Origin of the sequence: Escherichia sp. E1130 (assembly GCF_005781065.1) — a bacterium.
Taxonomy (GTDB): domain Bacteria; phylum Pseudomonadota; class Gammaproteobacteria; order Enterobacterales; family Enterobacteriaceae; genus Escherichia.
In genome coordinates, this window is the sequence record NZ_VATL01000030.1 from 1 (window position 1) to 22,100 (window position 22,100).

Genomic DNA, 22,100 nt, shown 5'->3' on the forward strand with positions numbered 1-22,100 from the left:
CCTGGCGGTGCGATCCGCCCGGAATAGAATTTAAACTGAATATGCGTTGTAACTCCGCATACCACAGATATCGGCGTGGAAATAAAGTGGCTAAAGCGAATGAGATAAAAAAAGTAAAAATAGGGCGGAAATGTAAGAGGACAAATTAAAGAAAGCGAATAATTTCATTCTTCGGATTGTTGAAAAAAAGTTAAATATTTATCCAGTCTGTTTTTATGCCGATATAGGGAAGAGATTCTTAAAAATCACAACCCCTCAGGAGAAACAACATGGGTATATCATCACTGGGAATCGGTTCAGGGATCGATACCGCATCAATGCTGGAGCAACTTAAAGCCAGCGAACAGCAGCGCCTGACGCCCTATACCAGTCTTCAGAATAGCTATAAATTGAAGATTTCAGCCTGGGGATCTATCTCCAACCTATTGTCTACGCTGCAAAAATCGGTGAAATCATTAGGTGGTGATGCATTCAATACCCTGAAAGTGAGTAGCAACAAAGCCTTTACTGCGACGGCGAGCACGGGTGCGCTGGCGGATACTCATGAAATTACTGTGGAACAACTGGCATCTGCCCATAAACTGAAAACGGCACTCCAGACCAGTGCTGACACCACCCTGGGGAGTACAACTGGCAGCGGCACCAGAAAGATCACCATCACGCAAAAAGACGGAAAAACCACCGAAGTTGAACTTAAAGACGATGAAACGTCGTTAAACAGCATCGCCAAGGCTATCAACAAGCAAAATGGTGATGTTAGTGCCAGCGTTCAGCCTACAGGCAACGGTTATCAACTGGTTCTGAGTTCTAAAACAACCGGCAGCGACGGTGAAATGAGCGTTAAGGTCGACGGCGATCAGAATCTTGCGGACATCTTGGACACGTCAGCGGGCGGTCAGCATCCAAATGGTGTTGCGGGCGATCCTGGTGCTGCTGACAAGATGATTTCGGTTTCGGATGCTAAAGATGCCAAATTGTCTGTTGATGGTACTGATTTTATTCGTTCCAGTAACAACATTACTGACATCATTGACGGTGTGACGCTGAACCTGAATGCCGTTTCTGAAGCAGATAAAAATGATCCGACCAAATTACAATCTGAGCAGTTGACATTAACGGCTGATACGTCTGCTATTAAAACTCACCTTCAGGATTTTGTTAAGCAATACAATGCACTGCTGTCAGCAACAACTACATTCAGTAAGTACGTCAAGAATGATACCTCCGGTCTGAGTGATGATGATGTCGCAACGCCCAGTTCCAAGAGCGGGGCGCTGATGGGCGATTCCACGCTGCGCGGAATGGTCAGTCAAATTCGCTCTACGGTAAACGGCGTTTATGGTGATTCTGGCGCTGATTATGGTTCATTAGCCGATCTGGGCATCAAAATTGATGCCGCAACCGGTCAGATGACACTGGATGAGGACAAGCTGGACAACGCGATTGCCGATGATCCGGATCAGATCGCCAATATGTTTATGGGTCATGGCAGTAATGAAGGCATGGCGACTACGTTGGGGAATATCATCAGTAGCTATATTGGTACTGGTAGCGATGATAAAACCGGGCTTATCAAGACCACCACTGACGGCCTTGATTCACAAAGCAAGGTGGTTCAGCAGCAAATTGATAAGACCCAGAAACTGATCGATGCTCAGGTTGAGCGTTATCGCATCCAGTTCCAGAATCTGGATACCGCGATGTCAAAAATGAACAGCATGAACTCGCAATTAACCTCTCTTTTATCAACGATTTAATAAGAGTAAAGGCTGACGGAGCGTGACTCCGCCAGCCCCGCAGGAGTCTGATATGTACACTTCACAGGGCGCAGAAGCCTACAAACAAGTTTCGCTACAGAGCAAACTGGCAGGAGCAACCCCACATCAGCTTATTTCTATGCTGTTTGATGGAATTCATAGCGCAATCCAGAAAGCAATTATCTATTTTGAACAGGGTAATATTCCTCGCCGCGGGGAGATGATCTCTAAAGCAATCAATATTATTGATAATGGTTTGCGGGCATCGCTTGATCATGAGAAAGGTCTGCATATTGCAGGCGAACTCGAACAACTTTATGAGTATATGTCACGGACATTGTTTCAGGCTAACCGAACGAACGACCCTGAATTACTGAAGCATGTCGATCAACTATTAATGCGGCTTGCAGAAACCTGGGAAGAAATTGACCCACAGCAAACCCGGGGGAGACGTGGTTAATTTGATTTCACATTATGATAATTTGTTCGACATGAACCAGTCGATGTTAACGATGGTGCGTGAAGAAAAATGGGATGCCTTTTTAGCGCTGCTGGATATATTTCTGGCGAAAGCGGAAGACTTAATGACGGGCACCAGTGGATTAACGCTGTCAGAAATTGAGCGTGAACGCATCAAAAGTCTGGTTCGTGAGCTTATGAACGGTACAGAGGAGTTGATCCGTAAAGTCAATATCAGGCTCGAAACGCTCAAGCAAAATATGTCATCTTTGCATCAAGGTTCAAAAGTTAGTCAGATGTATACGTCTTTTGACGCGGTAAAACGCTAATTAGCATTGGTTATACTGCATTCCCTGGGCAGCAAATGAGCTGTACCAGCGTTGGTTAATGTCCATCGGAGTCATGGGCATTAACAATATCATCTATTCTCAATAGTTTATCTATCATATTTTCTATTTCCAGTTTCCGATGCTACGCGACACATATTCCCTTAACGTTGTTCTTCATTGAGATTTTCCTCAACTCTGTGATGCCTTTGGCAGAACATCCTCCTCCTTGCAGTAAAATGCCTGTCGATGTGTTCAAAAAATGCAATGGAGCTTATGTGTTTACGATACGCTGGAATATAAAAACCATTGACCGTATTTCAATGATAGAAGACGTTTTAAAAGAATTTTCATTTTATAAATTTAATATTATTTCAATGAAAGTGACAGCCGGACGCATTCTTATTAAATCAATGTGTCGTCATACAGGGGATATCAATAGTGTGGTGACACGGTTAAGTCATCATCCAGACATTATTAATATTGAGCATTTTAGTACCGATAGTGGAATCACCTCTCATAGATCAGTAAAACCGAGCGAATATTTTACTGATGTGATTGGTGAAAGCCCGCAAATGCAATCGCTTATAGAAAAAGCGATAAAGTTTTCGGAAAGTCGTTTTACCGTATTGATTCGCGGTGAAACGGGAACAGGGAAAGAGTTGCTGGCGCGTGCTATTCATAATTGTGGGCCACGACGTTTACACGCTTTTATTCCGGTAAACTGTTCGACAATCCCTGAAGAACTGATGGAAAGCGAGTTCTTTGGTTACGAGAAAGGCGCGTTCACCGGGGCCGATGGCAAAGGGAAGAAAGGATTGTTTGAAATGGCGGATAAAGGAACGCTGTTTCTTGATGAGTTTGGCGAAATGCCACTAAGTATGCAGGCAAAACTACTGCGCGTTTTGCAGGATAGTGGTATCCGGCGTATAGGCAGTTCTCAGGTTGTTTCTTTTGATACTCGGGTTATCGTAGCCACTAATGCGAACCTGGAAGAGATGATGTTGAATCGTCAGATACGTGCCGATCTCTACTACCGAATCAATATTCTTTCGTTAACAATCCCGCCGCTTCGCCAGCATCCACAAGATATTACGTTATTGATTGATCATTTTCTGCAAAAGCATGGTTGTGAGTTTAAGCGGGCATTGGTTTTTGATAAACATAGTCTGGAATTTTTGCAGCATTACACATGGCCGGGCAACATCAGGGAACTGGAGAATATTATTATCCGCTTGATGCATATGTCGGACAGTGGAATAGTAACAATGGACGAACTGAAATGGATGAATTCTCCATGCCGGGAGAACCAGCAAAGCCACTGTGGGAATATGGAGCCTTTAAAAGAACAAGTTCGCTTGACTGAACGAAAAATTATCGAAAAAATGTTAGATGATAATAATTCTGCACGCAGCATTGCTAAAGTACTGGGTGTTTCGCACACGACCGTTTTGAATAAAATACGCAGTTACCAACAAGATGTGGTTTATTAACGCCCCCATCTAACATATGGGGGCGGCCAAAATACTACTCGATGAGTTTCAGCAGCGGTGAGAGGCAGAGTAGAATACCGTAGATAAAAATAAGCCAGCTTCTGACTCCGCGTAGGTTTTCTAGCGCTTGGACACTGTAAATTAAGAAAACAGGGATCAGACAAGAGACGATACCGTATAGAGGACTACCAAGCTGGAAAAACACCAGAACGGATACACGAAACGAAACCCAGACAACCAGTGTCGCAACAATAAAAATCCCTATTCCTGTTGTGAGCATCTGCGGGCTGACTTTCTCAACATTAATTACCCGACTTAAAATATTGAGTACAATTCCTTTCAATGCTTCATGAAAACCAAGATAAATACCAAAAAAAGCCGTCAGAACTGCAAAAATATTTAATATTGTCGAAGCAAGATGAATAATTTCTCCTGGTATCACTTGCGTTGCCAGCGCCAGGGCGGAAATATTCTGCTCAAATGCGGAAATCGCTTCTTCATGGCTGATGGAAAAAGTGAATGAGAATGAAAAAAATAATATGATGGTTATCAGCGCAATGTAACTGATTCGATGGGTGCGGATAGCCATTCTGGTGGCCATAACCCGGTCTCTTTCTCTTTTTCGATAGGCAATATTCATCGGATTCAACACCTGAATAAAGACGGCTGAGAAAAAACAAAACGGGATGGTCAGCAGAACGTCACGAAAAAAATCACTCATTGGGGGAAATGCACTGATATTATTAAAATTCCAGTGTGGGATCATGATAAAACCCAGGATAACAATAATCCCTACTTTGATGATTACCATTGGCCCGGAAATTTTAAATAATATTTTTTCTCCACGAGAGGCAATGGCAACCAAAACAGAAAAGACAATGATTTTATAGATAATGGATTGTGACAAGTCGCTATCGGTTAAACCAAAGTGTCTGATATACGAAGCGCTGTCAAAAATGACGGAAAGAGAGTAGATGAATATTCCATGGACAATCATCAAAAAGTATATAACGCCTAAAAAAATGCCCCAGTTTTTCCCCAGGTAGTGGCTTATAATATCAGTATAATCGTTGCAGGTTTCACTTTTGGAAAGTGTTTTAAGATACATGTCCTGCACAATATACGTTGCAGGGTAGGCAATAATAAATGCTGTAATGAAAACCCATATCCCTTTTAAGCCGATCTGCACTGGCATTAAAACTGTACCTGCGCCAATGGCCATGCCAATGCATAATAAAACCCAGCCAAAGTCATAGCGTGTAAAGGGTAGTTTATTGGTGAGTGTGTGAGAAATATTTACATAATTATCCGCTTGTTGCGTGCTGATTTGCATAATGTGCCTCCATCCCAATCCCTCTGCCAATAAAGCAGAGGGCAGGTGTTGATATTTTATATGCTTTTGAAAAATTAATTTCCGGCGATGGCTGTGGCGATTGCCTGCTGAAGGTCCTCAATAATATCGTCAGGATCTTCCAGACCTACAGAAAGCCGAATCATTCCATCAGTAATTCCTGCTTTTAATCGTTCTTCTGGCGGCACAGGAGAGTGGGTCATCGATGCCGGATGTTGGATCAGTGTTTCGGTATCCCCAAGGCTTACCGCCAGCAAACATAAATTGACCGCGTTAATCATCCGTCTGCCAGATTCAAAGCCTCCGGCTATTTCGAAACTGATGACACCGCCGGGTAAAGTCATTTGTCGCTTATATAAATCGTACTGAGGATGAGCCAGTAATCCAGGATAATAGACATGGGTAATTGCCGGATGGCTTTCAAGGAACTGCGCAATTTTCATGGCGTTACTGGAGTGACGTTCCATCCTGACGCCGAGCGTTTTAACGCCACGTAAGGTTAGCCAGGCGTTAAACGGACTCATACATCCGCCCGTAATATCCTTAAGTCCAACGTAACGCGCCTGGTCGATAAAATCTTTTTTACCAACAATAACACCGCCAATTACATCGCCGTGACCGTTAATGTATTTAGTGACGCTATGTACAACAATATCCGCCCCCAGACGTAATGGTTGTTGACCGTAAGGCGACATAAAGGTGTTATCGACAATCAACAGCGCGCCGTGCTGATGCGCGATACCCGCTACCATTTCAATATCGACCAGTGTCAGTGTCGGATTGGCTGGAGTTTCGATATAGACAACTTTCGTTTCTGGTCGTATTGCTGCTTTTAGTTCAGCAATATTTGTGGCGTCTACAAAGCTTGTGGTAATGCCAAATTTCGGCATGCTGTGGGAAAGAAAAGCGTGAGTGCAACCATAAATTGCATTGGCAGAGACAATATGATCGCCTTGCTGACACAGAGTCAGCAGGGCTGTCGTAATCGCTGAAATTCCAGAAGCGGTCGCCAGCGCGGCTTCACCGTCTTCAAGGACGGCCATTTTTTGCTCAAGGGCATCTGTGGTGGGGTTACCCAGGCGAGTATAAATATAACCTGGTTCTTCAAGTGCAAAACGTGCAGCGCCTTGTTCGGCATTATCAAAGACAAATGTTGATGTCTGGAAAATTGGCGTGCTGAGTGATCCTGTAGAAGGGTCCGGGTGTTGTCCTGCGTGAACAATTTTGGTATCGAATCGATAATTGCGGTTATTAGACATACTCTTTCCTTAATTTTATAAACGACTCGCTAATGAGTTAGCAATTGCTATGCCAGATAAATCATCGTTCTTATTCAATGTGTTGGCGTTTGTTGAGTTGTCATTGTTGTTCTGAATATTTCCAGTCTGGCAATAAAGTTGCCACTATTAACGGAAATGATAGTTACAACATCCTTTTTTTATCCTGCATGGAGCTGGACTCAAAATCCGAATATCTTATTTGTCAGGGAAGGGACAGATGGGATTGTCCAACATGAAAACTGTGACAGTTTCTCATATCTGGGTTACACATGGTCGTCGTTAATAACCACAGTTTGGAGTAGTGTGCGTTGAAGTCTGGAGTGACTCCAAATCCATATAGTCCACCGATGATCGATTTGACTATAGGATTGGAGTCATTTTAAAGTTATGGTGCTCCCTACGTTTGTAGGAGATTCCATTAGATCATGATGTGTTCTCTGAATGTCAAAAATGACTAAATTGAAAGAAAATAATTATGACCTGATAATATTATGACGCCGTCTACAGCCATTTTTTCTGTGTCTATTTCAAATATGACCTCGTCGGTTGCTTCGACCTGTTGGAAGTTTACAAAATACTGGGTGTAAATATTTTTTGATCTGACTTTATATTTCCCACTTTTCATTGTGCATACGGGCGCATTCAGCGTGATCCAGTTGGATGTAGTTTCATCATAAACAGAAAACTCATTATCATCTGTACGTGCGGTAATATAATTTGCATTACCAGATGTCGGTTCCTTAAAATCACTTTCTGGATTGTAGTCAAAGCGAACCGGAAGATATTGATCTTCTGAAGGAGGGATCATATAAACAAATGCCCCCATAATGTATTTTTGTTTAACTCCACCGGGAAATGCTACTTCTGACTCTGATGAACAGGTGGGAATATATAATGTATCATCAACACAAATACCACCAGGGGCATTTGTTAAATAAATATATCTTTCATCATAAACAGAGTAAGTAAGTTTCATAGAGTCACATTCAGCAAATGCTGGCAACCCGTCAAACAAACGGCTAAAACTTTCATGGATGCCAACATGTGAACCCGGGCGTAATTTCATGCTGCCCATAGGTTCAGGAGGCGTCAGGCCACAGCAAAAAACTTCATCCGGCCTTCTTCCCTCTTCATCGCCATGGAATAACACATCTGAATCTGAGCGCCAGATAATATCATAATCCATATCAGGGTTATCCTGTTTGATTTTTGTGATATTAGGCCAGAGTGAAGTTGTCGTCTGCATCCAGTTTACAAACCATTTTTGCTTAAGTAATTCATTTTTCTCATTATCTGTCAGATTATTAAACCAGGGTGGGTACTTGGTTTTATTTCCCTGAGGGAGATAGTCTTTTGTCCACATCACAGCCGATGATTCAGGAAGATGAGGTGATGATGTAAAATATTCAGTTCCATCTGGACCAACGGTAGCTATTTTAAATAAAACATTACATGATAAATTTGTATAAGGAACACTCGATATAAAAATGTCATTAATATTGTTAGCCACTTCATCCAAACAAATATAGTTAACACTATCAGTGGTTATATATACACGATAACATGATACTGACTCTGGTCCGGTACCGCTATTCGGATCATTGTTAGCAACCCTATAGCGTAAGTGAAAACCATCTTTCAGTATTACTGAACGTAAATAAGACACGCCATTCTCTATCATAATCGCCTCAATTAATAACATTTAACGCACAACAATCTAGGTAGTTAACTTGTTTTAGATATTGATAAAAATCAATATTCAGCATGCTGCTAATTAGTTTATAATCATAATTTTCAGGTAAGGTATCCCCTTAATGAAATTAGCGCATAGATAATTATTAACGTGCTCTGATGATGAATGTTGTCCCTGGCGTGTCGCCTTGCTGTCATAGTCGAATCGTTCAAACTGCTGGACTACTATGCAAGTATTATCGCAGGCATTACATTTGGGTACAGATTATGGCGTTCACAACCACCGCTAAAAAATACAGATAATCCAGGTATGATTATCATGGCCAGTAATCGCCACCCGGCCCCACAACCAGCATTTTCTGCATGTATTCATGGTGCTTGCAATGCCTGTTTTGTGGGAAACGAGTTGGTTAAAAAAGGATGTTAGCTTCAAACCTGTTCGGGAACGACGTTTCGCGCCTCTTTCTGTAACGTCTTATGCAATTCCTGCCAAACGCCGATATATGACTCAGTCATCTTACCTAACGTAAACTCCGGTCGATTAACACTATTACGGAATATCTGCGCCTTCTGGTCTTTACGTAATTGCTCGACATCCGAAAGATAAGTAATAATTCGCTTTTGGATCGCGGCGATAGTTGGTTCGCAAGCATATTCCGGCTGCATATAACTATCCATACCTAATCCTGGCGTGGCGATTAATGCGCAGTTCGACAACAATGCTTCCAGACCAACAATACCGTAGCTTTCCTGCATACTTGGGAAAACGACGATATCAGTTTCCGCCAGCGCCCGTTTCTTTTCTTCCCCCTGCACAAAGGTTAACCCTTTAAAACCTTCTTTCTCCATATAATCAGGGATTTTTTCAGGGCCATAAACCCGGGCTTCTACACGCTGTCGATAGGCTGGAGGAAGTGTATTGATTGCCTCACGAAAAATCAGAAAATTCTTCACAATATCGGTAAAGCGACCAAAAAAGCTAATTACTACTTTTCCTTCCGGGTGGGCAATTTTATCCGCCGGATAATCTGCGAAATTCACACCGATAGGAAAAATATGGGGAGGAACGATATCTGCCGAAACATGCTGAATAACAGAACGATGCGCCCAGCCGCTATGAAGAACGACCGCGCCACTTTGCCGGACGGCGATCCTCTGTTCCCAATAATGCTGCATTCCTTTTTGTGTCCGGGTCAGATAGTGTTGCATACCGATATAGCTGGAATGCAGCGTGAACTGAACGCGGTTTAGCTCAAAAAAGAATGGCAATAGCGGCGAGTTTTCATGTACCGAAATAATGTCAGGTTTGAACTCATTGAGGATCGGCTGAATTTTTTGCGCTGTACTCCAGGCCACGTTAAGACTGAGCGACTCCAGCGATGAATCAAGGGGTAAGGCCGGTTCTACCGCAATTTCATAATCAGCCAACTGAGAATGTGCTGTCTTTTGATTATTCAGATACAACACTTTAAAAGGATAATTCCGACGTTTTAATTCCGCCCAAAAATGTTCATTAAAAAAACCAAGACCGCTAAAAAGCACATCTGGTGCTTCAGTGGTAACAATTAAAACGCGTGGTTGCATACCAAATCCTATTATCAAATGCAACGGATAGCCTGCCAGTCAATAAAAACCGGAAGGCTTCCATTTAACAATGGCTCTCCACTAGAAACGATATTTAATTCCTAATATAACCAGAGTATCGCTATAGCCACTGTCACCCATTTGCTGCGTGACGTTACCCCAAAGATCCAGCCGACGAGATAACTGGCCTTCAAGTCCCACTTTTACTTCGCCAATATTTTTGGTTCCATCAATACTATTCTTATAGCCATTCATGGTTGCACCAAAATTATGAGTATTGTGGATCCAGTTGGCTTCGATAAATGGCTGGAATTTACGGTCTTTACCGTTATCAATAGCACTATGACCGTTGGCATAAGTACGAATACCAAGACGACTTTGAATATTGCCATCACCATCAAAGGAAACTCGTGAACCACCACTACTTGAATGTTCAGTGTAGTCATTGGCGCGAACGTTCATCCAGGTCAGTTGTCCCTTAGGTTGCAAATAATATTTCACACCGTCAGAGATTCGTTCCCCCAGTTTGAATGTATAGCCAGCTTCAATTGATGCCGTAACACCCCGGGATTTATAGCTTTCCGTCGCCAACTGGTCACCTTTTACTTCATTATCAAACCAGTTATATAAAGCCCAGGCATCAACATAACTGCCTGTTTTATCATGCTCATTGGCATACCATGTGCCATATAATCCCGCACTGTACCCCTCCACAGAACCTGTGGATTTATATCCTGAATATTTTGATTCCGTATTGCTGTTTTGCCTGGCGAATCCGGCCATTACGCCCAAATGCCAACGGTCGAAACCATTGCTACTCCATTGTGCAATATCGCCACCTAGTTGAGAAACGTAACGATTCCCCTGATTTTTTAACTGGCCACTGCTATCACGAGAACGGTTATGACCGCCAACCTGGCGCAGCCACAAACTGGTCACCTTTTGCTCACCGGTCAGGGCATCAGTATATTGGGTTTCCCCCATACGATCGTGAAGGCGCATCAGGAACAGGCTATTGGCGGCCATATGGTTAAACATATAGCTCCCCGGTTCGGGGCGATTGATATTTTCAGGTTCAGGTTCAGGCTTCGGTTCTGGAGTTGGCGTAGGCTCGGGGTCAGGATCAGGTTCCGGGTTCGGTATAACCGGATCTTCAGGTATGACAATCGGAAGCTGTGAACGCAGATACCAGTCACCATCCTGGTTATTCACGCTATTTTTATGCAAATAGTATTCATATGCACCGCCAACGACACGACCTTGCTGAATAAACTCACCGGCGGAATCACCGTTAACGTCAATAACTTTGATCCCTTCACTGGTTTTAGCCCCTGTTCCGCCAGAATTATTAATCAGCAGATAACTTTGTCCGGAGGTTGAACCATTAATGATGACTCTGTCTGTAGGAGAACTATCATCCCCCAGGTAAGTATCCAGCTCAACAGTGCCATTATTACCCACATAATCACCGTCGATAGTAAAACGATCACCTACGACGTTATTAGCGAGAATTAAACGGCCCTGGTTTTTAAAAGTGGGCAAATTTTGCAGTAGTGCGCTGTTTGCGCTGCCATCGGCATTAGCGGTCAGTATAATTTGACCGAGGTTATTTAACTCTGCTGTTCCACCACCAAAATCACTGGTTGCTACAGCAGCAACCGTATCCCTGATACCATCACGATCGGAATCTGACCACTGACGAATATTCCAGACGCCCGTTGTATCATTCACGATCTTATCCTGACCGCTGGTCAATTGAATAACACCAGTCATCGTTCCGGCATTAGTGATGGTGGTAGCCGCCCCGGTGTATTGGTATGTATTAATACCCGACGGATTGTTCGTATAGTTGAGGTCGTAATAATCATAGCCAGTTGCGCTAATCGCGACATCAGACAATGCGCCCAGCATTGCACCCTCATCAATCGTGATACTGGAGGTAGTGCCACCGATGGTTTTTATACCCGCGCCTTCAGAGCCGCCATCCACCACGCTACCTTCCTGTAAGTGAACATCAAACACACTCTGAGGATCGAGAATAATGTAGCCGCCGCTACTATAGGAATATTCAGGGCCGGTATCCTGCAAACGAATCGCATCTCCAACTTGAGAGCGAATAACGCCTGAGGTTGTCACCCGAGATTCCAGCGCCTGAGAATATATTGCGGCGGTATCTTTACTGGCACTCTGGTTAACAATTTGACTATCGGAATATTGCGTCACGGCCCCCAACGCTAATAGACCGCCGGATGCCCCCGCCAGATAAACGCTGGCATGTTGGGTTCCACGAACGTTGGTTATATCAAAGATTATACCGCCGGAAGGCCCGGAGATGGGGGCCTGAGGTTCCTGTACATCAACATCAGCGGTGTTTCCGGTATAAATATTGCCAGAGGTGCTCACTTCAATTTCGGTGTTGCTACGACCTAATGCCTCTATACCCGTAGCGTCCGAATGAATTGTTGTGCCAGCATCTAAATGGATAACTGATTTATCCGTAGTCATATAATCAGTTTCGTATTGATAGGCTGGGGTACCAGTAGGATTATTTATGTCAGTATGAATATGGATATTTATTTTGTTATCAGCATAGACACAGCTCGTTTCAGGTCTGGTACTGACATAATCACAAGAATCTGCGGCATGAGCGGTATTAAACGCCAGAAAGATAGCACCTGCAACCAGGGTTTTGTTAAAGGGATTTTGACCGGCGTGATAGTGTACATTCTGTAGCGCTATTTTAGATTTTTCAACGCTCTCTTCTGAATAACAACAATTGTATCTATTATCCATAATAGCTCATCCTGATGAAATTTATCCATTTAATAAAACCGACGAGAGCAATACCACGCGCAACGCATTTGGTTTAGGTTAAGAGTCTATACGTCCCATTAATTTTGTAAATAAGAAATATTGAACTTTTGGTTAAAATATCATTCAGTGATAAAAATCAACATTTTCATACTCAAATAAATACACATTCGGGATCAGAAAACGATAGTTATTATACAAATTTCAACTGGTTAAAGTGAAAATGATTTAACAAACGGAATGAGCGATTAATAAAATTGTTAGCGATATAAAATAAGGATTTTTATAAACAACACCAGGAAATTTCCATGATTAATGCGGACAAATCACTCGTCTCTTTTGATTATTCAAAAAGTTAAAGAAGAAGATCTGTATCCTGAACAATGGCCAGAAAGGCCTCGAGAGGTCTAACTCTTTATCGTCAACGAAAGTTTTTAATATTTGTTATTATTATTACGTAATAATGGTGCAAGCACAGCATTCATAACAAGTATAAAAGCCATTGCTGTATATATCATTGAAAAACCGAATTGTTGTGCAAAAAAGCCTATTGGTGCTGGCGCCATTAATGTACCTAAATAACCGATGCTTGTAACAATACTTATTCCAGTACCTACAGCAATTCCGGGCTGATGGCCTGCGGATGAAAAGATGACAGGAACAATATTGGCAATACCACCGCCAGCCAGAGAAAAAGCCAGAATTGCCTGCCACGGCGACGGTGACAGGGCTGCTGTTAGCATACCGGCTGCTGCCAGAATACTGGATACACGAAGAGTTTTCACCGGCCCATAACGATCACGTATAACATCACCAACGAATCGAACCATTGACATGGTGCATGCAAAAAAAGCAAAAGCAAGGCTGGCTATTTCGATATTAGCATTAAGGTTTTTAATTAGATAACGTGATGACCAGTCGACAACTGCACACTCTGGTATCATTCCCAGAAGAGCCATTATTCCTATAATATAGATTTTAGCCTGGCGGGGTAAACTCGATGATGACTTATTTTTCTGATTCTCTTGTGGATGATCATTGGTGATAAAATGAAGTGCTGTCAAAACCAGAAAAAAAACGATCCCAGAAATTATAAAAATATGACCAAGGTATCCATAGTTTTTAACTGCATAACCACCTATAAAACCCGATGCAAATAAACCAATGCTCCATGAACAGTGGCACATTGACAGTATTGCGTTAGCTAATTTTCTTTCAACGATTACGGCATTTGCATTCATGGCTACATTCATCGAACCAATCATCGCACCTAAGAGAAATAAAAAGAATACTAATGAAGAAATATTTTTTACAATGCCTACGGGTATTAACGAAACAGATGCTAACACGGAAAATAATCGAACAACTTTTTGTGAGCCAAACCTTGAGATTAACATACCGGACAGAGGCATCATAAATAAAGCCCCCAAACCGAATGTCAAAATAAGTCGACCAATGGTTATATCATCGGCGCCAAAACGAGGGGCAAGCTGTGCTATCTGCACAGCCCATCCTCCTTGTATAAATCCGTTGACAAAAAACAGTACAGTAACGGCCCATCGGGATTTTTGTAGCCGTTCCATGAACATTACTCCTGCTGTGTTAGCCGTTTATTACTATCATGATTAATTACTATTTAATAAAATAGAGTGGCCAGTGCATAATTTAAGCATATAGCTATCTTCACTGTTTCTGATTAATTGTACATTTTGAAAATCAGGAATAATGACTTTTGCACCTAATGGCATGAGATCTTCATCGCCTACGCCAACGCAATAACACCCCGCTGCGACTGCCGATGCAACGCCGCTTTTAGCATCCTCGAAGACGACTGCCTGATTTGCAGGAATACCCAGACGTTGTGTAGCAAGAAGATAGGGATCAGGGTGAGGTTTGCCACGGGTAACATCATCACGTTCTACAATAACGGATATGTAAGGCTCTGCATGAAGTAACTCTATGACTCTGTTAATTTTTTGCCGCCACCCGCTGGTGACAATACCAACAGAAATACCCGCCTCTCCCAAAGAAGCAATGAGGCTGGCAACGCCTGGTATAAGTTCACAGTCCGTCGTATTCTCTACATGAATAATATGTGCCTGAACTTTTTGCTGGTCGGATTCCGGGAGATCGCCAAATAATGTCCGGATGGTATAGGGGCCAGGATGTCCGTGAATATGCTTCTGTATATCTTCGTCGGTGAGATGACGTTCATACATCAGAGCCGCTTCACGCCATCCATTTTCAATAACCGTCCGGGAATCAATCAGCACTCCGTCCATATCAAATAAAACAGCTGAAAAATTTTCTCCGTTTTTATTCACTCTATTCTCCTTCAATGATAATAAATATCTATATATTCATACCGTTCGCTGCTACGACGACCTGTCCCAGCGATATGCATCCATCATTACCAGGTACCAGCTTATGGCAATATGGCTTGAAACCTCTTGATTCAAGTTCATCAAGAGTGTTAACCAGCAAGAATTCATTACAAAAAACGCCTCCGCTCAATACAATCTGGTCAGTTCCATAACGTTCAGAAAGGAGAGAGCACACTGTTGCTATAATATGCACAATGGTTGAGTGAAAACGTCGGCTAAGATCTTCCTGGTTGATATTATTGACCAGTATAGACTGTACTAATTCTTTCACTAACGGACGATAATCAACACTTATATCACCATTGTGAATTTCATCGATTATATAGGTAAATGGTTCAACCATATGAAAATCTTTTTTTAGCAGCGCTTCCATTTCAATGGCAGCCTGTGCTTCATACTCAATCTCTGAACAAATACCAATAAGCGCTGAAACACCATCGAAAAGACGCCCCATACTGGTAGTAATCGTTGTGTTAATTTTCCTTGTTACCATCCTGGTGAATACTTCACGGCGATTTTCAGATAAATCAAGAATAGCTGGCAAGTTGATATAACTCTCAACATTTTCACCATATGTTTCAACCAGCAATGATATTGCCATTCTAATAGGTTCTTTAACCGCTTTATCTCCTCCTGCTAATAACATTGGGCGTAAATGAGCAACACGCTCTACACTTTCGACGTCACCAAATAAAAATTCTCCGCCCCATATTGTTCCGTCAGAACCATACCCTGTACCATCGAAAATCACGCCAATGGTTTTACCTGAAAGACCATTTTCCGCCATACATGCGGCCATATGCGCATGGTGATGTTGGACCTGAATGACTTTGATCTCTGCATTTTCGAGGGCACTGCGAGTTGAACGAAAGGCCGGGTGTAAATCACAGACCAGAATATCGGCTTTTTTTATGGACAGTAACCCTTGCAGATGTTTTATACAGTCGAGATGAGATTTAAATGTTGTATCATTTTTTAAATCCCCAATATGTTGACTGATAAACACTTCTTTACCTTTCCCAATACTTATTGTGGTTTTCAGTTCGGCACCAAACGCCACAACATTTCCAACGGAATAAGGAAGGTGAACAGGGTAGGGAGCATAACCTCGTGAGCGACGCAAAAATGATATTTGTGAATCGGTGGTGTTTTTTCGCTTAATAACGCGAACAACGGAGTCATCTACTCTTGTACGAATATCGCGATTATTAAGTACAAAGTAGTCTGCAATTTTTCCTAATTGTTCAATTGCATCATTATTATCAATGACAATAGGCTGTCCGGAAATATTTCCGCTGGTCATTATAACGACAGGGAGTTCAGGATCAGCAAGCAACATATGTTGTACAGGCGTAGAGGGCAACATTACACCCAAATTGGGGTTTTTGGGTGCCACCACTTCTGGCAACGTCTGAGAGCGTTTGCGCAAAAGAACGATAGGGCGAGGCCCGCTCTCAAGTAAAGAGATATCGTCAGGGGTAACAACCGCCCACCGGGCCGCGCTTTCACTGTCGGCAACCATAACAGCGAACGGTTTAGCATCACGTCGTTTACGCCGACGTAACTCTCGCACAGCGTCGACATTGGATGCATCCACGACCAGATGAAAGCCGCCAAGACTCTTAATGGCAACAATAGCGCCTTCTTTTAGCCTGTCGATGGTAAAACGTATAATGTCATTAGCTGATATTGATACGCCGTCTTTATCAGTTAGCTGCAGTTGTGGTCCGCAAACAGGACACGCATTGGGTTGCGCATGATAACGGCGATCTTCAATATCATGATATTCCTTATTACATTGTGGACACATTATAAAAGGTTGCATGGTCGTTTGTGCACGATCATAAGGCATTCCACAGATAATAGAATAACGCGGACCACAATTGGTACAATTGATAAAGGCATAACGATAACGATGATTTGACGGATCGTTCATCTCCCTCAGACAGTCTTTACATACATTGGAATCCGGGGGAACAATTGTATCCATATTGGATAAATTATTGCTTTTCCTGATATCAAAGCCTGAATAATATGGCGCTGGTTTTTCCAGCTCGACCTTATATATATCAGTGATCCGTGCCAGAGGCGGTGGCTGAGAGATCAGTTCATCAATTATGTTATTTATGGTTTGTGAAGATGCCTGCAGTTCCAGCAAAACACCTTCGGAATCATTAAGAACCCAACCGGTTGCGCCATGCGTTCTGGCTAATCGATGAACAAAAGGTCTGAATCCTACTCCCTGGACAATGCCGCAAACTCGAAACCGGCAAGTGTCTTTTTTTTCAGAATCAACAGAGTCTTGGTAGTTCTGCACCGTAAAGTTCCTCAATAATAGTATGCGTTCCGTCAGATTCGACCATGCAGACTTCCGGCTGCGAGCCTGATTTAACTTCTCCAATAATCGCTGCATTTTTACCAAAAGGATGAGTGCGGAGTAATTCCAGAACATGCTCTGCCACATCAGGCTCAACAAACAGGCAAAGACATCCCTCATTGGCCAGATTAATGACATCCACACCTAACATATCAGCAGCCATAGCTGCCTCAGGCTGGACAGGCAACGCATCCTTATTAAAAACAATAGGGCATGAAGTGGCTCTGGCGTATTCGTGCAATACTGCAGAAAGACCACCACGAGTAACGTCCCGCATGGAAGCTATCTTTCCTGTAGGAGTATTAAGCAAAATGTTTTCAATCATATGATTCAGTGGTGCGCAGTCACTTAATATATTACGTTCAAACCCTAAACCTTCTCGAATCGATAAAAGATGAATAGAGTGATTCCCGATATAACCACTCAGGATTATTTTCTGGCCCGGCCTGACATGAGTTATCGAAACAGGAGGCCGCTCCAGCACGCCTATTCCGGCAGTATTGATAAAAAGCTGATCAGCTTCGCCTTTTCCAACAACTTTGGTATCACCGGCAACAATTTTCACACCGGCTAAACGCGCAGTTTCACGAACGGATGCGATAATTTTTAATAAATCTGAGACAGGCATCCCGTCTTCAATGATCAGACTCAGCGTGAGATAAAGCGGGCGGGCTCCACTTACCGCCAGATCATTAACTGTTCCACACACGGCTATCTTACCAATATCGCCGTTGCCAAAGATAAGAGGCGTTACAACGAAAGAGTCGGTAGTGAAAGCAATTTTATTCGTTGGTAATTCTAATAGAGCGCTGTCCTCCATCTCTCCCAGATAAGTTTCTTCCAATGTTTCTGAGATACGCTCAACCAGCTCTCTGCTTAATTTTGCACCTGTACCATGATCCAATATGATTGTTTCATTCAATGGCGCAAATAAATTCTCGCCAAGTTCGTTATCAGGCGTTGCTTCAGTCATTTTCATGCTGTTGTCCTTTCACCACGTTCAGGTAAATCACCTGTTTTCTCCAGTAATGACAGTATTTCAGTGGATGGTGCGACGGTCGCACAATATCCAGCAAGCCATTGAAGCGCTCTGTCGGTATCATCTGATGAGGGGGCAAAAACGCAGTCATCAGGAACCCAGACGTTATAACCACGGAAGAAGGCGTCTGCTGCTGTCGTCTGGACACATACGTGAGTTTGCAATCCGGTGACAATCACTGTTTTGACCCCAAGTTCCTGGAGTTTTTGATCTAATTGAGTTTCAAAGAAGCCACTATCCCTGCCTTTGACCACAATAAAATCTGATGGATGGTAAACGGTATTAATGATTTGATTGCCTGGTGTGCCCGCTATTGCTGGTATTCCGGCCGCGCGATTTCGGTATCGACGCTGAACAGCCGGGTCATCAGGATCATGAATAAGTTGTAGATGTATAACGGCTTGCCCCTGGTTTCTTACTCCATCAAGAAATTTATTAAATGCTTTCAGTTTTTTATCAAGTTCTTGCGGGTCATTTGTTATTTTATAAGTAAATTCATATTGTAAATCATTTGTCAGAACAGCGATATTTGGCATCTTTATATCCTTATTAAATAATTTTAAATGTTAATAATTCATTCAGACATAAATGAAACACCCTGAAACTATCTGTACAGGGCTATACCAGAAGATTAAAAATAAAAGGATGTTCATCAAATATAAAAACAATAGATTTTTTCTCAGATAAAAACCTTGTATAACAATATGAACCATACAGGTATAGTATGTATAATTCCTTTTTTTCAAAAATTGATAAGCAACGGGAATGGATATGAAGCTGCTACGCGCCTTTGTAACACTTGCCAGGTTAGGGAGCTATCATGATGCAGCTGAGGCCATGTACATCACTCAGCCAGCACTAACAAAGAAAATACAGTCTTTGGAAAAAATAACGGGAATTGCCCTTTTTCAACGGGGCCGCCAGGGAGCAAAACTGACAGAACCAGGAAAACAGCTTCTTTCCCGGGCGCAGAAATTGTTGAAACATTATGAAGAGTTTTCAGAATATGCACAAAATTTGCAAAAAGGAAGTTTAGGTAAGCTGACTCTTGGATTTGGGATATCTTCGTTTCAGTTAGCTCCCAGATGTATAAGCCTCTTTCGGGAACAATACCCTGACGTTGAGGTATTACTTGATGATGTTCCTTCTAAAGTTCAATGGAATATGTTACTGGAAGGGAAACTTCTGGCTGGATTTACCCGTGAACCGTTAACAGATAAACTTAACTTCATTCCTCTAATTACAGAAAGTCTTGTTTTGGCTATTCCTGCAGGATTTAAACTAAAGACCCCAAAAATTCAATCAATACTGAACCAATATCAACTGTTGCAAATGAATCCAGACAGAGGTCGGGGGCTGGTTGAACAAACAGAAAAATTTCTGAAAGAAAACAATTACAAAGGTAAACCATCTTCTGCTGCAAACGATATCCATACTTTACTAGCTTTGGTTGCTACAGGGAACGGTGTGGCTTTACTACCCGCGGGAACCAACTATTTCTTACCTAAAGGCGTATCACTTATTAGGCCAGAGGGTAATTATACCAAATGGAATATAGGAATTGCCTGGAACCCGCAAATAAATGATATTATCAGGGATAATTTTTTACAAATAGTAAACAATATTAGATTGAATCAGTATTGTGTTAATTAATATTACAAATTGAATAAAAAAGATTAGACTCAAGTCTCAACCTGATACAAACGGGCAACTTAGTGGACAAAAAATGCGACAGCACTGTTAATAATCCTGTCGCATGCAGTTAATTACTCCGCAGAATAAATTTTCATAAACAGAAATTTATTTTTGAAACGGGTAATCATCTCAACTGTATAGTCAATCCACCAGAATCAAAATCAACACTCAATTTATTCCTGTTATCAATAGGTTTTCCATCTATGTAAACAAGATTCAAAAGATATAGCGCATTAACATCATACTGGGTTCCAATTGAATGTGCGTTTAATCTTAGCACTGCTCCTGACCCTGATTTAAAATTGAACATGCCGGGCCAGCACTTACCTGTTGGGTTAATCACTTCCTTCACAGGGTTAATAGGGACGATATCAATCAATGGATTAATTGTTACCTTTGCATTACCTGACAATTGAATAATCTTACCTTTCCCATACCCTTGTAAAAATTGAGCTGTATGAATATCCACTGTCGAGTTATCAAAAGCATCTATCGCAACGAAATCACCTGTGTTGTTGTCTGGGATGTCATTATGGATAGACATTGTGAAAATATTACCATAAGATGAATCATGAAAAGATAAACTATTCGAAAGTTTTAATTCTGAGTCAAGATGTTGATCCGACCTAACATTTAGTAAGAGTGAGGAATAATTATTAAAACGCAATCCCTCAGGTTCAATACCAGCACGATTAGGTGCTGAAATCGCATAGGCATGTACATCAAGAGTGCTATACCCTGATAGCGTTGCTTTATAAAATAAACCAATGCTATCAGCCAAAATGGAAAATTTCGAATTCTGCAAACCCGTAAAATCTGTGGATGTCGCTGTCTCTAACGATGACATTCCGAGAAAAACACCCTGTAGTTCTTCCAGTGTAACACGACTGTCGTCGTACAAGCTGAAAGCAATTTTGTATTCAGGGTAATATAGAGAGGAGTCAATTAACCTTTTATTTTTTAATTTCCTATTGCCTGAAATACGGAAATCAGCTTTTTCAAAAAATTTGAAACTGGAATCTTTAGGTGCCGCAGATTGTACAGCCCAGTTAATCTGGTTGGATTTTATACTATCAGGAATAAGAATAAGAGGGCCTGATTGAGTACCATCCATAGTTACACCGTAAACATCAAGTCCGCACCCTTGCATTTTATTAAATGTTTCTGCAGGTCCCTTCAACGTAGTTTCTCCGGCAGAACGAAAAGTTTGCTGATTATTAGAATCCCAGCTAAACGTGTCATCTGTATTTTGCATAATAACCTCTTTTCAAATAGAAATTTGCAACCCAAAACAATATCAGATTGCTGATGAACTACCTGTTTTTTCAGGTAGTGGAATAAAGTGTTAATTCATTTTCTCTGGACATGAAGTAAATTCACGGCGTTATTTGCCAGAATTTAGTCACAACGCTTTATCACTTTTCTGCGATCAAGATTTTCATTAACTGACAATCTTAAAAGCAGCTGCAATGATAATGACTTGAATACTTCATTCCAGAGCACTTTAACACCATGAATATTAATGCAATTAAAGAAGAGTTGTTGTTATTTGCAAGTTATATATTGATATGGAGTGGGTTATTTTAAAATGATCAGATATCATAGAAATGATTTTTATTATAAATCTGTGATATTGGTGATGACTTATGTTTAAATTTATCTATCTAACTGCATGATTAGCAGTCATTTTAACCAATAGGGTAAGGTAATTTACTCAGATAACGTCATGTATCTCTTCTGATATATAGGTTCAGACGCAGATAAATTTACCCGTTAAATACTTTAGACGGCATAGATATTAAAAAACAACCCGCCATTATGGCGGGTTGTTTTTTAATCTGATTATTCCTGC

The 22,100-nt window shown here is 41.8% G+C and carries 16 protein-coding genes; 5 read left to right on the forward strand and 11 right to left on the reverse strand.

The genetic code is table 11. The features are described 5' to 3' along the window. Positions 1 to 269 precede the first annotated feature (269 nt). The 4 genes from fliD to FEK66_RS22360 all read left to right on the forward strand — a co-directional run bounded on the left by fliD (position 270) and on the right by FEK66_RS22360 (position 4,035). Positions 270 to 1,757 (forward strand): flagellar filament capping protein FliD, encoded by a 1,488-nt coding sequence (gene fliD, locus FEK66_RS22345; RefSeq protein WP_135495468.1) that lies wholly within the window; start codon positions 270 to 272, stop codon positions 1,755 to 1,757. A gap of 52 nt (positions 1,758 to 1,809) precedes the next feature. Then, positions 1,810 to 2,217 carry a flagellar export chaperone FliS gene (fliS, locus tag FEK66_RS22350; RefSeq protein ID WP_130210263.1) on the forward strand — a complete coding sequence of 136 codons (408 nt, stop codon included), beginning with the start codon at positions 1,810 to 1,812 and terminating at the stop codon, positions 2,215 to 2,217. After that, positions 2,210 to 2,545 carry a flagellar protein FliT gene (locus FEK66_RS22355; protein WP_130238104.1) on the forward strand — a complete coding sequence of 112 codons (336 nt, stop codon included), beginning with the start codon at positions 2,210 to 2,212 and terminating at the stop codon, positions 2,543 to 2,545. The genes fliS and FEK66_RS22355 overlap by 8 nt, the downstream gene beginning before the upstream one ends. 275 nt (positions 2,546 to 2,820) lie before the next feature. Beyond that, positions 2,821 to 4,035 (forward strand): sigma 54-interacting transcriptional regulator, encoded by a 1,215-nt coding sequence (locus FEK66_RS22360; protein ID WP_135495469.1) that lies wholly within the window; start codon positions 2,821 to 2,823, stop codon positions 4,033 to 4,035. 34 nt (positions 4,036 to 4,069) lie between these two features. On the opposite strand, the gene FEK66_RS22365 is transcribed toward FEK66_RS22360, so the two are convergent. From FEK66_RS22365 to FEK66_RS22415, 10 genes are all read right to left on the reverse strand, one after another. Next, positions 4,070 to 5,368 (reverse strand): aromatic amino acid transport family protein, encoded by a 1,299-nt coding sequence (locus FEK66_RS22365; RefSeq protein WP_130238102.1) that lies wholly within the window; start codon positions 5,366 to 5,368, stop codon positions 4,070 to 4,072. A gap of 74 nt (positions 5,369 to 5,442) precedes the next feature. Further along, positions 5,443 to 6,645, reverse strand: coding sequence for a methionine gamma-lyase (gene megL / locus FEK66_RS22370; protein WP_135495470.1), 1,203 nt, complete (start codon positions 6,643 to 6,645; stop codon positions 5,443 to 5,445). A 475-nt stretch (positions 6,646 to 7,120) separates the two neighbouring features. Next, positions 7,121 to 8,368, reverse strand: coding sequence for a hypothetical protein (locus FEK66_RS22375; protein ID WP_135495471.1), 1,248 nt, complete (start codon positions 8,366 to 8,368; stop codon positions 7,121 to 7,123). Positions 8,369 to 8,787: 419 nt separating this feature from the next. Beyond that, positions 8,788 to 9,942, reverse strand: a complete 1,155-nt coding sequence (locus tag FEK66_RS22385) for a glycosyltransferase family 4 protein (protein WP_135560371.1) — start codon at positions 9,940 to 9,942, stop codon at positions 8,788 to 8,790. Positions 9,943 to 10,023: 81 nt separating this feature from the next. Further along, on the reverse strand, positions 10,024 to 12,735 hold the full coding sequence (locus tag FEK66_RS22390) for an autotransporter outer membrane beta-barrel domain-containing protein (protein ID WP_135495475.1): 2,712 nt from the start codon (positions 12,733 to 12,735) through the stop codon (positions 10,024 to 10,026). Positions 12,736 to 13,187: 452 nt separating this feature from the next. After that, entirely contained in the window at positions 13,188 to 14,336 is a 1,149-nt protein-coding gene (locus FEK66_RS22395) for an MFS transporter (RefSeq protein ID WP_135560370.1), read from the reverse strand. A 42-nt stretch (positions 14,337 to 14,378) separates the two neighbouring features. Continuing rightward, on the reverse strand, positions 14,379 to 15,077 hold the full coding sequence (locus tag FEK66_RS22400) for an HAD family phosphatase (protein ID WP_240731149.1): 699 nt from the start codon (positions 15,075 to 15,077) through the stop codon (positions 14,379 to 14,381). A gap of 28 nt (positions 15,078 to 15,105) precedes the next feature. Then, the gene (gene hypF, locus FEK66_RS22405) at positions 15,106 to 17,454 is read right to left on the reverse strand and encodes a carbamoyltransferase HypF (RefSeq protein WP_135560369.1); all 2,349 of its coding nucleotides are present in this window, start codon (positions 17,452 to 17,454) and stop codon (positions 15,106 to 15,108) included. Next, positions 17,429 to 18,493: a hydrogenase expression/formation protein HypE gene (gene hypE, locus FEK66_RS22410; RefSeq protein ID WP_240782969.1), complete on the reverse strand. Its 1,065-nt coding sequence runs from the start codon at positions 18,491 to 18,493 to the stop codon at positions 17,429 to 17,431. The genes hypF and hypE overlap by 26 nt, the downstream gene beginning before the upstream one ends. Next, the gene (locus FEK66_RS22415) at positions 18,490 to 19,089 is read right to left on the reverse strand and encodes a cysteine hydrolase (protein WP_130224574.1); all 600 of its coding nucleotides are present in this window, start codon (positions 19,087 to 19,089) and stop codon (positions 18,490 to 18,492) included. Before FEK66_RS22415 ends, hypE begins: the two co-directional genes overlap by 4 nt. A 235-nt stretch (positions 19,090 to 19,324) precedes the next feature. Here FEK66_RS22415 and FEK66_RS22420 point away from each other — a divergent pair, with 235 nt between their 5' ends. After that, complete coding sequence (locus FEK66_RS22420; protein WP_240731147.1) at positions 19,325 to 20,206, forward strand: LysR family transcriptional regulator; 882 nt, start codon at positions 19,325 to 19,327, stop codon at positions 20,204 to 20,206. A 166-nt stretch (positions 20,207 to 20,372) separates the two neighbouring features. On the opposite strand, the gene FEK66_RS22425 is transcribed toward FEK66_RS22420, so the two are convergent. Further along, positions 20,373 to 21,503, reverse strand: a complete 1,131-nt coding sequence (locus tag FEK66_RS22425; RefSeq protein ID WP_135408930.1) for a hypothetical protein — start codon at positions 21,501 to 21,503, stop codon at positions 20,373 to 20,375. Positions 21,504 to 22,100: the final 597 nt, after the last annotated feature.

Bases quoted from the DNA above. Each gene is read 5' to 3' on its own strand.
- megL (WP_135495470.1), bottom strand. From the start codon at position 6,645: ATGTCTAATAACCGCAATTATCGATTCGATACCAAAATTGTTCACGCA.
- FEK66_RS22425 (WP_135408930.1), bottom strand. From the start codon at position 21,503: ATGCAAAATACAGATGACACGTTTAGCTGGGATTCTAATAATCAGCAA.
- FEK66_RS22415 (WP_130224574.1), bottom strand. From the start codon at position 19,089: ATGCCAAATATCGCTGTTCTGACAAATGATTTACAATATGAATTTACT.
- FEK66_RS22390 (WP_135495475.1), bottom strand. From the start codon at position 12,735: ATGGATAATAGATACAATTGTTGTTATTCAGAAGAGAGCGTTGAAAAA.
- FEK66_RS22395 (WP_135560370.1), bottom strand. From the start codon at position 14,336: ATGGAACGGCTACAAAAATCCCGATGGGCCGTTACTGTACTGTTTTTT.
- fliD (WP_135495468.1), top strand. From the start codon at position 270: ATGGGTATATCATCACTGGGAATCGGTTCAGGGATCGATACCGCATCA.
- hypE (WP_240782969.1), bottom strand. From the start codon at position 18,493: ATGAAAATGACTGAAGCAACGCCTGATAACGAACTTGGCGAGAATTTA.
- FEK66_RS22365 (WP_130238102.1), bottom strand. From the start codon at position 5,368: ATGCAAATCAGCACGCAACAAGCGGATAATTATGTAAATATTTCTCAC.
- FEK66_RS22420 (WP_240731147.1), top strand. From the start codon at position 19,325: ATGAAGCTGCTACGCGCCTTTGTAACACTTGCCAGGTTAGGGAGCTAT.
- FEK66_RS22385 (WP_135560371.1), bottom strand. From the start codon at position 9,942: ATGCAACCACGCGTTTTAATTGTTACCACTGAAGCACCAGATGTGCTT.
- fliS (WP_130210263.1), top strand. From the start codon at position 1,810: ATGTACACTTCACAGGGCGCAGAAGCCTACAAACAAGTTTCGCTACAG.
- FEK66_RS22375 (WP_135495471.1), bottom strand. From the start codon at position 8,368: ATGTTATTAATTGAGGCGATTATGATAGAGAATGGCGTGTCTTATTTA.